The sequence below is a fragment of the Bradyrhizobium lablabi genome, from assembly GCF_001440475.1.
Taxonomy (GTDB): Bacteria; Pseudomonadota; Alphaproteobacteria; order Rhizobiales; family Xanthobacteraceae; genus Bradyrhizobium; species Bradyrhizobium lablabi.
Genome location: NZ_LLYB01000034.1, coordinates 152,629 through 160,936, shown reverse-complemented (window position 1 = coordinate 160,936; position 8,308 = coordinate 152,629). Strand labels below are relative to the sequence as shown.

Annotated in this window: 9 protein-coding genes and 1 pseudogene; 4 read left to right on the top strand and 6 right to left on the bottom strand. The window is 57.4% G+C overall.

The window, feature by feature from the left end:
- Window positions 1-112 precede the first annotated feature (112 nt).
- Together CQ14_RS02215 and CQ14_RS02210 are read left to right on the top strand one after the other, a co-directional pair.
- The gene (locus CQ14_RS02215; RefSeq protein ID WP_057856304.1) at window positions 113-1,312 is read left to right on the top strand and encodes a glycosyltransferase; all 1,200 of its coding nucleotides are present in this window, start codon (window positions 113-115) and stop codon (window positions 1,310-1,312) included.
- A gap of 70 nt (window positions 1,313-1,382) precedes the next feature.
- On the top strand, window positions 1,383-1,703 hold the full coding sequence (locus tag CQ14_RS02210; RefSeq protein ID WP_057856303.1) for a hypothetical protein: 321 nt from the start codon (window positions 1,383-1,385) through the stop codon (window positions 1,701-1,703).
- 97 nt (window positions 1,704-1,800) lie between these two features.
- Here CQ14_RS02210 and CQ14_RS48035 read toward each other — a convergent pair.
- The 6 genes and pseudogenes from CQ14_RS48035 to CQ14_RS02180 form a co-directional block, all read right to left on the bottom strand.
- A pseudogene (locus CQ14_RS48035) lies at window positions 1,801-1,911 on the bottom strand (PEPxxWA-CTERM sorting domain-containing protein); the annotation flags it as partial.
- A gap of 704 nt (window positions 1,912-2,615) precedes the next feature.
- Window positions 2,616-3,290 (bottom strand): hypothetical protein, encoded by a 675-nt coding sequence (locus CQ14_RS02200; RefSeq protein ID WP_057856301.1) that lies wholly within the window; start codon window positions 3,288-3,290, stop codon window positions 2,616-2,618.
- A gap of 308 nt (window positions 3,291-3,598) precedes the next feature.
- On the bottom strand, window positions 3,599-4,214 hold a 616-nt coding region (locus CQ14_RS48030), incomplete at its 3' end, for a metallophosphoesterase (RefSeq protein WP_430650125.1).
- A 134-nt stretch (window positions 4,215-4,348) separates the two neighbouring features.
- Window positions 4,349-5,260 carry an exosortase V gene (gene xrtV / locus CQ14_RS02190; protein WP_082649662.1) on the bottom strand — a complete coding sequence of 304 codons (912 nt, stop codon included), beginning with the start codon at window positions 5,258-5,260 and terminating at the stop codon, window positions 4,349-4,351.
- A gap of 59 nt (window positions 5,261-5,319) precedes the next feature.
- Window positions 5,320-5,541 (bottom strand): XrtV sorting system accessory protein, encoded by a 222-nt coding sequence (locus CQ14_RS02185; RefSeq protein ID WP_057856299.1) that lies wholly within the window; start codon window positions 5,539-5,541, stop codon window positions 5,320-5,322.
- A gap of 70 nt (window positions 5,542-5,611) precedes the next feature.
- Entirely contained in the window at window positions 5,612-6,712 is a 1,101-nt protein-coding gene (locus tag CQ14_RS02180; RefSeq protein WP_245320132.1) for a hypothetical protein, read from the bottom strand.
- Between the two features lie 31 nt (window positions 6,713-6,743).
- On the opposite strand from CQ14_RS02180, the gene epsI reads away from it, so the two are divergent.
- Together epsI and CQ14_RS02170 are read left to right on the top strand one after the other, a co-directional pair.
- Entirely contained in the window at window positions 6,744-7,445 is a 702-nt protein-coding gene (gene epsI / locus CQ14_RS02175; protein WP_057856297.1) for an exosortase-associated protein EpsI, V-type, read from the top strand.
- A gap of 32 nt (window positions 7,446-7,477) precedes the next feature.
- Window positions 7,478-8,182 carry a S1 family peptidase gene (locus tag CQ14_RS02170; protein ID WP_057856296.1) on the top strand — a complete coding sequence of 235 codons (705 nt, stop codon included), beginning with the start codon at window positions 7,478-7,480 and terminating at the stop codon, window positions 8,180-8,182.
- The last annotated feature ends 126 nt before the right edge of the window (window positions 8,183-8,308 follow it).

Genomic DNA, 8,308 nt, shown 5'->3' with positions numbered 1-8,308 from the left:
GTAAATATCCTGTTTCCAGCTCGATTACTACTATATTTCCCAAATAGATAAATAGGCGAGCGGAACAAAAATGGGCACGTTTAACGGGCCTACTTTTGGGATAAAGTCAGGCATGAAGATCGCCTATCTGATTAACCATTATCCGGCAGTCAGCCACAGTTTCATTCGGCGCGAGATCCTGGCGCTCGAACGCCTGGGGTACGAGATCGTGCGGATATCGGTGCGGGGCTGGGACGATGCGCAGCGCGGCGCCGAAGATCAGCTGGAGCAGACTCGCACGCGTTACATCCTGCGCGGCGGCGCGGTGCCGCTGCTGGTTTCATTTTTGCGAGTCCTGGCAACCAACCCCGTCGGACTGTTTCGCGCGTTCGTTCTGACGTTCAAGGTCGGGCTGCGGGCGGAACGCCCCCTCCCCGTTCATCTGATTTATTTGCTCGAAGCATGTCAGGTAGCCCTTTGGTTACGCAGCGAAAACGTGCAGCACCTGCACGTTCATTTCGGAACCAATTCGGCCGAAGTCGCGATGCTTGTCGGCGAATTGGGAGGGCCGCCCTGGAGCTTCACCGCCCACGGTCCCGAGGAATTCGACAAGCCGAAGTTCATCGCGCTACCGGAGAAAATCCGGCGGGCTCGCTTTGTCGTTGCGGTCAGTTCATTCGGGCGTAGTCAGCTCTTTCGGAATGTCCCTCACGCGTATTGGCCGAAGATAAAGGTGGTCCATTGCGGGCTTGAGCCGGCTTTCCATGAAGGCGACTTCACCGCGCCGACGGGCAGCGAACGACGATTGGTTTGCGTGGGGCGCTTGTGTGAACAGAAGGGACAGTTGCTCCTGATCGAGGCAGCACGGCTGCTGGCGGAACGCGGGACAAAACTCGAACTGGTTCTCGCCGGCGACGGCGAAATGCGCAGCGAGATCGAGACGCTCGTCGCAAAATACGGGCTGACGGACACCGTGCGGATAACCGGCTGGATAAGCAGTGACGAGGTTCGGGCCGAAATTCTAGCTGCTCGGGCGCTGGTGTTGCCGAGCTTCGCCGAAGGTCTGCCGGTCGTCATCATGGAAGCCATGGCCTTGCGACGACCGGTCATCAGTACGTTCGTTGCTGGAATCCCCGAACTGGTCGAGCATGGTGAGCATGGCTGGCTGGTTCCTGCCGGCGACCTCGAGAGCCTGGCCGCGGCAATGGGAGAATGTCTCGGTACGGCGCCGGAAGCGATCACGCGAATGGGAGAAAGTGCCCGCCAACGGGTTTTAGAACGCCATGATGTCGACAAGGAAGCGGCTAAGCTGATCGGACTGATTGAAGCCTAGACCGTGCAGTCGGGCCGACAATTGCCGGCGACCCCGGTTGCGGCATACCTCATACTTCCAAGGAAGTGAGATGAGGATATCGCTGTCCCTGTTGGCGGTTGTGACGATGATCGGCTCGCTGCAGCCGGCCATCGGCCAGGTCAACATGCAGTATAGCGGCCGCTATGGCGGACAGTACGCCGGCCAGTATGGCGGGCAATTTAGCGGCCAATACAGCGGACAATATTACGGACGCGGGAGCAGCGACCAGACCGCTTCGCCGAACGCGCTGGACAGAAAGCTTGATATAATTGGCGCTCCGGTCAATTCCGGTTCGTGCGGCGAACTTTACTATCCGTCGCCCGGAACGGACTATGTAATGCACGATCGTCAGGGACGCCGCTGTTACTAGCGTGTCGCGTTTTCCCCGATCGGCTCCTGATCGTGTTAGCGAACAGCAAAAGACCGCCCGTGGGCGGTCTTTGCATTCGTGAACTTACCAAACCCGCTCAGGCCGTCGCGCAGCCGCTTCGGCGCCGGCGATAAGCCAACACGCCGATGCTCGCAAAGCCCAAAATCATCATCGCCCAGGTCGAAGCCTCAGGTACAGCCGGGGTGGCTTGCGTGGCGTCAAAGCTCATCGACGAGAAGTTTCCCTTCGCGTCGACCAGAAGCAGCGTCACGACGCTCGCCAGTTCCGCCGTTCCGAAGAAGAAATTGCTCGAGCTCTCGTTCGGCCCGATGGTCAGAAAACTGACATGGAAGACCGGACGCCCCCTCGAAAATGTCCAATATCCCGGAGCGGTCAGATAGCCGAAACCGGTCTTGGGGTAGAATTGCAACGGCGTCTTGCCTGCGAGCCAGTCGGGCTCCGTTGTCCAGTTGTCGACACTCGAGGCGAGCGGATTGGTGACGGAAAATCCGTAGATGTATTCGGAAGCCGAGTTGTTGATGACAGTGTAATAGCCCGTGTTGCCGGGACCTGCGGTCTCGATGACTTCAAAATCCGAACTCGAAACAACGGCCGCCGTTGCCGAATTGAACGAACAGAAGCCGATCAACAATCCGATCGCAAGCGTCCAAGCCGTGAGCGTGTCAGCTCTTAACGAAAGCATCTAGGTCCCCGTTCTGCCGCGCTCCCGAGTCGGGTCGCGTTACATAAACTTACGCAAACTGCGCCGGCGTCAGGAACCCACAACGCACTTCGCGCTGCAACTGGACGTGTCCGTCACCGTCTCGCAAAAGAACGTCAGCACTGCTGGTTGCTCGGTCGATCTAGATATCCAAGCGACCGCAGAATCGAGCCAAAGGGCCAGCTGAAAAACTAGCCCGCAGCAATTGCGGCGCTTCGGCGCGAACGCCGGTAGCCAGCAAGCCCCAATCCGGCAAAGCCGAGGATCAGCATGGCCCAAGTCGAAACCTCAGGAATTGCCGACACGGCGACACCAAATCTGACATTGTTCAGAGAGAGGCTTTCGGTCCCCGACGTAACCAGGACGCTCGTGAAGGGTGTAGTATCCGTGATGCCGAAGAAGTTACTCGTTGCAAAACCGTTAGCTGTGCTGCTCTTGGTGGCGGTATTTCCGTTGGAAAGAAGAATGGTTACATCGTAGCCATCAAAGGTACCAAAATCGAAAGAGAATGAAGTCACCGGCCCTGCGAGGGTGATCTTGATGTTGACCAGATCAAAACCAACTTGCTGCGCGGTAAGTGCAGCCGGGAGGCTGCTATAGACCGGGCCAACGTTGAAAAAGCCACCATTGTACGTTGTTAGATCTGACGAGAACGTCACGCCGCCATAGCTGACGCTGCCACCCGGAAAGCTATCAAATCCACTGAGCGAAGACGGATTGGGAATAATGATCGTCGTCTTGCTGGCCGTCGCGGCGTTCCATGAAGCGAGATCAGCGTAAGGGACCAAGCCGGCGTCGGCATTGACCGTACCAACAAACAACATCAGCGCCGCCCCTAAGGCAGCCGGGTTCATCTTCATGAACATCAAGGTTCCTGAAATTTTTGTGTGAAAACGAACGCGGCACTGATTCGTGGCTCAATGATAGCGGAAACGGACCGCCACCGAAAAGGAATTAAACCTTAATTAGGAAGTGGTGCGAGAACACGGCACGGACTTTATTCAAAATTCAACGGTTTATTCGGTCCTCCGCAAGTGGGCCGGATTATTCGACTTTGCCACTGGCGGAACGGCGCGGGGCGCATCTCCACGCCAGCGATAGGCCGTCCTATATTTCGCGGNCCGAGTGCTTCCAGGTACTCGCAGGCGCCGCCGGGGTGGTCATCCTCAAATANCCCCGATAACCAGGCGGCCTGTCTTCCAGGCCAGCCCGTCCAGATTGGTCTTGTACTTGCCTGCGATCGGCGCGCGCGCATCGGCGTGGTGACCGTGTACCACGTATCGGCGACCGTGCCCGATGTCGGCATCGCGGGGATAGCGCTTCCACAACAACGTTTCCTCGTTCTGCTGGTCGAGCGGAGCTTTCGGATCGACAGCAGCATGAACGAAAATTCTGTGTCGATCGACATGCATCAGCGGAAGATTGACCATCCAATCAAGGTGATCGGCCGGGATCGCTCGCAGATCGGGAAGCGCCGGGCTTTGGCCATATGACGCCAGCGTCTCGCCTCCCCCGTTCCTGAGCCACCAGTCGAGTTCTGCCCGGTTCTCACAGACCGCACACATCATGGCTTCGTGGTTGCCCTTCAGATTGACGACCTTTGCTTCGTCCGGCCTCCAGTTCATGAGACGCTCGATGACCTGCCTGCTCTGCGGCCCACGGTCGACGTAATCGCCCAGGGTGATGATCGTGGAAGCCGTTCCCTCTGCATGCCGCATAACCGCGTCAATGGCGCGATCGAGGAGATCCAGTCGACCATGAAGGTCGGGTATGGCGTACGTTCGGCTCACGGCAACCTTGGTGCTGGTCCTGAAAGGAAACGAGCTTAGCAAGTGTTGCACAAATCAGCCACCTCACGGAAAGCGCCCGCAAGAGCAAGCGCCCAGCGGCCGATTTTCACGAGGGGCGGTGCGCGTGATCGAGTTTAAGCAGGGGTCGCCGACGCGGCGCGCCCGCGCACACGGCGCACAAGCGCAAAGCACAGACCCAAGAAGGCATCGAACAGGAACAGCAGAACAACCGCGACGACAAACAGGCCGATGCCAGTGAGATCGTGCAGAATTCCATCGAGCATGTCAGGTCCCAGGTAGTACGCGATCAGGACTAGGGCGAAAACGCGAAAAAAATTTGCAATAATGGTAATGGGTATGATCGCCGCGAGAAGTAACAGGCTGCGAATTTTCTCCTGCCAGCGAAACGCATAGGCGTAAAAAACGCCGATCGCGGACAACGCAAAAATCGAATTCATCCCGGAACAGGCATCCTTTACCAGGAGCTGGTAGGTCCCGATCATGATCATGACGCCGTTCTGAGCAACCGGAAAACCCGCCGCATACAGGACATCGGTTACGACGTTCGAAATAAAGACCTTTAGCGGAACCGTAGCGGCGTCGACCAGCCAGTCGGGCATCGGCACGGCAAAGATCAGGAAGCCGATCGGAAACGCGAGTACCCGCAAAGCCGGCCATCCGGCCGAAATCAGAACACATCCGACGATGACGGGAATCAAGGAGAAGGTCTCGAACGTGACCAGCCCCTGCTGGATGCGGGCCAGATAGAGCAGGATCAGGCCAGCCAGGAGAGCAATCCATCCCACGACGGGAGCCGGAGAAATTTCAACAGCCCGCAACCTCTCACGCGACTGCCAAACCAGCCAGAGCGAGGCCGCAATGATCAGCGGTCCGTGCCCCTCCTGCTCCGTCTGCCAGGGCCCATCGATCAAACTGAGAATGGTCTGGGCATAGGCGCCGATTACCGAGGCGCCAAGCAGCGCCGGCCACAGAAAAGGGCCGAGAAAACCTGCCTTCGCCGATGGCATTACCTGCGAATATGTCATTTCAATACCAACGGGTTCCAAAACTCAGTTTACTGATAGCATTAAAAGGAACAAGCCGCTTATCTCCGGGCTATCAAAACCGCGTAACCAGCGCCGGCAAGAATCAGGATCAGCGCAAGGTAGAATGACCCGGCATTTCCGACCTGGTTCGCGACGGCAAACACGATGCCGGCCAGCATAAAGTGCAACAACGTCCGGTTGTCCCGCTCGGTGAACTGGAAGAACGCGATCACCAGGGCCACGAAACAGCTAACCGTCAACACATCAAATAATGTTGTCATTTCACATCGATATCGCGTTGAGAAACTGTTGGGCCAGAAACTCTTGGGCCGTTGCGACCAGATCCCGTGCTCAATTTTTCTTGCCGTCGCCCGGCTGCATGATCTTTGCGTAATCACCTTCATATTTTGCTTCGAGATTCGCTGAATAGGCCGCAATTCCCATTTCGGCCTTGACTGCGTCCGCGCGCATCAATTGCCGCGCCAGATTGGCCGCGGCCTCGCCTTCGAGCGGACGCCGCTCCTCACCCTTGACCTTGAAGAACATTCCGTTCTGGCCAGAGCGAACGAAGAACACATCGTCCGCCTTCTTGGCCTCGATCAATCCGTAAAACTCCGGCGGCAAATCGCCGCTGTTCAGCGCGCCCATTTGTCGGCCGTGGGGAATGCCGGCCGCGGTAAGCTTCTGGTCGATCTCGTCGAGCGATTTGGTATCTTTGTTCGCTTCGACGAAAGACTGAGCGGACGGCCCTATTGGAAATGCGATCTGTTCAACGCTGAGCAGCTTCCTGCCGGCGAATTTCGCGGGATTATTGGCGATGTACCTGTCGATATCCGCCTTGCCGGGCGCCTTGGCCGCCGCCGTTCGCTGCAGATACGCATTCTCAAGAATCTGTTCGCGCGATCTCAGCAAGTCCAGCAGCACGCCCGGTTCGCGATCGAGCTTCGCCGCCATAGCCTGACGCAGCAGATATTTGCGCACGACCAGTTCGCCCAGGACGCGTTTGACGATTTCGGGCTCCTTCTGTTTGTCCGGCGTCACATTCGCCCAGCGAAACTCGTTCTCGAGATCCTGGATGGTCACGACTTCGTCGCCGACACGTGCAACGACCTGTCCTTTGGAAGCGGCCGCCTGATCGCTTTTCTTGCCGCACCCGGCCAAGGCGATCGCGCAACAGGCGAGCAAAACGGCAGGCCGAACGATCTTGATGGACATACCCTTCATCCAGAAAACTCCGTGCAACCAAATAGGCCAAGAATCAAAATACAACGGGGCCAACCGTTCAGATGCCAGTACGACTAACGAGCCTGCCGCTCCGGGTCGAGCCCCTAACGCTTTTCCGCTGCGATTTCCGTTATTTATGTTAATTTCGTTGAGTGAGCCAATTATCTCTTTCTTTTGACTGCAAATAAGCCGGCTGGAGTATATTCTTATCCCAGACAGCTGATCCAATTAACTCTTTAAAGGATTGTGCGTGACTTCAATGAAATACCCTCGAGTTCAGATCATATTGGCATGCGTTGCAATTGTGGGATGTGCGGTGCTTGCCACCGTGCTGGCACCCCGCCAATTGATGGCCCGGACATCGGCCTCCCCCAGCCTTGAAACGGTTATTCCTCGACAGTTCGGAACCTGGACGCTGGTTCCGGAAATCAGCCCGGTCCGGCCGGTAGATCCCGACGCGTACGTTCAGCCGGACCCGCTCGCCGGAAAGATCTACAGCCAGGAAGTTGGTCGAGGCTATACGGACGGACACGGCAATATCGTCATGCTGATGGTCGCATACGGTCCGGTGCAGAACTATAGGCTGAAGTCTCACCGTCCAGAGATTTGCTATACGGCCAACGGGTTCCGGATTTCGGAAAAAGCGGATGGCGCAGTCAGCTATCGCAACGGTGCCCAGCCCATCAAGATGACTCGACTGATAGCAGCAAGGGAATCGCGGTTCGAACCGGTCACTTACTGGTTGCGGGTCGGCAATGACATCGCCAATGGCGTCGTCGATCATCAACTGAGCCGGTTGAAGTATGGCTTGCGCGGAATCATCCCCGATGGCGCCCTGATCAGGGTCTCCACGATCGGTCTGCCGAAAGATGTGTCGTTCAAGCTCCAGGACCAATTTATCCGCGACCTTCTTGCCGCCATTCCGCCTCAAGAACTCAGGTTCTTTACCGGTGCGAGCTGATGGTCGCGGCGCGCAACCCTGGCAGGTGATTTTTGGCGTTCGCTCGACTTACCGCGAAGCTGCTGCGTGCACCATTCTTCCATGGCGCACTTCTTCTGATGACGCTGTGGCAGCCGGCATGCGCACAAGGCGCTGATGATACGCTGTTGCCCTACGCGGTGAGCATCCATCAGACGCCGATGCAGAGCTGGGGACCAGGGGCCGGCATCTATCTCGGAAAAGGCCTGTTCATTACGGCAGCGCATGTCGCAGGCCGGAGCTGGCTGACTCGCCCCAAAATCGCAATTGCCGGATCGGAATATCCCACCCGTGTCATCAAGGAAGGCAGTTTCGAAGGAACGGATCTCACATTGCTGTCGGTCGAGGAAGAGCTTCTTCCAGCACGCTTGCGACTTCGGCGAAACTCGATTTGCACCGATCCGCCCAGCCCCGGACAACAGGTGGTGACGATTGTGCCGGGATCCGCCGTGCGCTCCCACATTCTCGCGCCCGATCGGCTGCCGATCGGAACCCGCGGCCGGTTCAGCACAGTCATCGCCGACGTAGCGCGCACGGGCAATTCCGGATCGGGAGTGTTCGATGTCAAACACAAATGCCTGCTCGGCATCATGAGCCGAAAAATTTCGCAATCATTTTCTCGACCTGGTACCAGAAAGACGGAAACACGTGATATTGCCAAATACTTTGTTCCGGCCTCAGAGATTGCGGCCTTCTTACCCGCCCATTTGCAGCTCTAGTCGCGCCTCCTTCTCGATCGATCGATCGCTCGCGCGTCAGCGCGTTGGAAGAGGGCTGAGGCTGGCATGACGAATGAACATTCACAGCGGCGCGTGGCGCTGATCACCGGCGCGACCGGGCAAGAT

Bases quoted from the DNA above. Each gene is read 5' to 3' on its own strand.
- CQ14_RS02215 (WP_057856304.1), top strand. From the start codon at position 113: ATGAAGATCGCCTATCTGATTAACCATTATCCGGCAGTCAGCCACAGT.
- CQ14_RS02210 (WP_057856303.1), top strand. From the start codon at position 1,383: ATGAGGATATCGCTGTCCCTGTTGGCGGTTGTGACGATGATCGGCTCG.
- CQ14_RS02200 (WP_057856301.1), bottom strand. From the start codon at position 3,290: ATGTTCATGAAGATGAACCCGGCTGCCTTAGGGGCGGCGCTGATGTTG.
- xrtV (WP_082649662.1), bottom strand. From the start codon at position 5,260: ATGACATATTCGCAGGTAATGCCATCGGCGAAGGCAGGTTTTCTCGGC.
- CQ14_RS02185 (WP_057856299.1), bottom strand. From the start codon at position 5,541: ATGACAACATTATTTGATGTGTTGACGGTTAGCTGTTTCGTGGCCCTG.
- epsI (WP_057856297.1), top strand. From the start codon at position 6,744: ATGAAATACCCTCGAGTTCAGATCATATTGGCATGCGTTGCAATTGTG.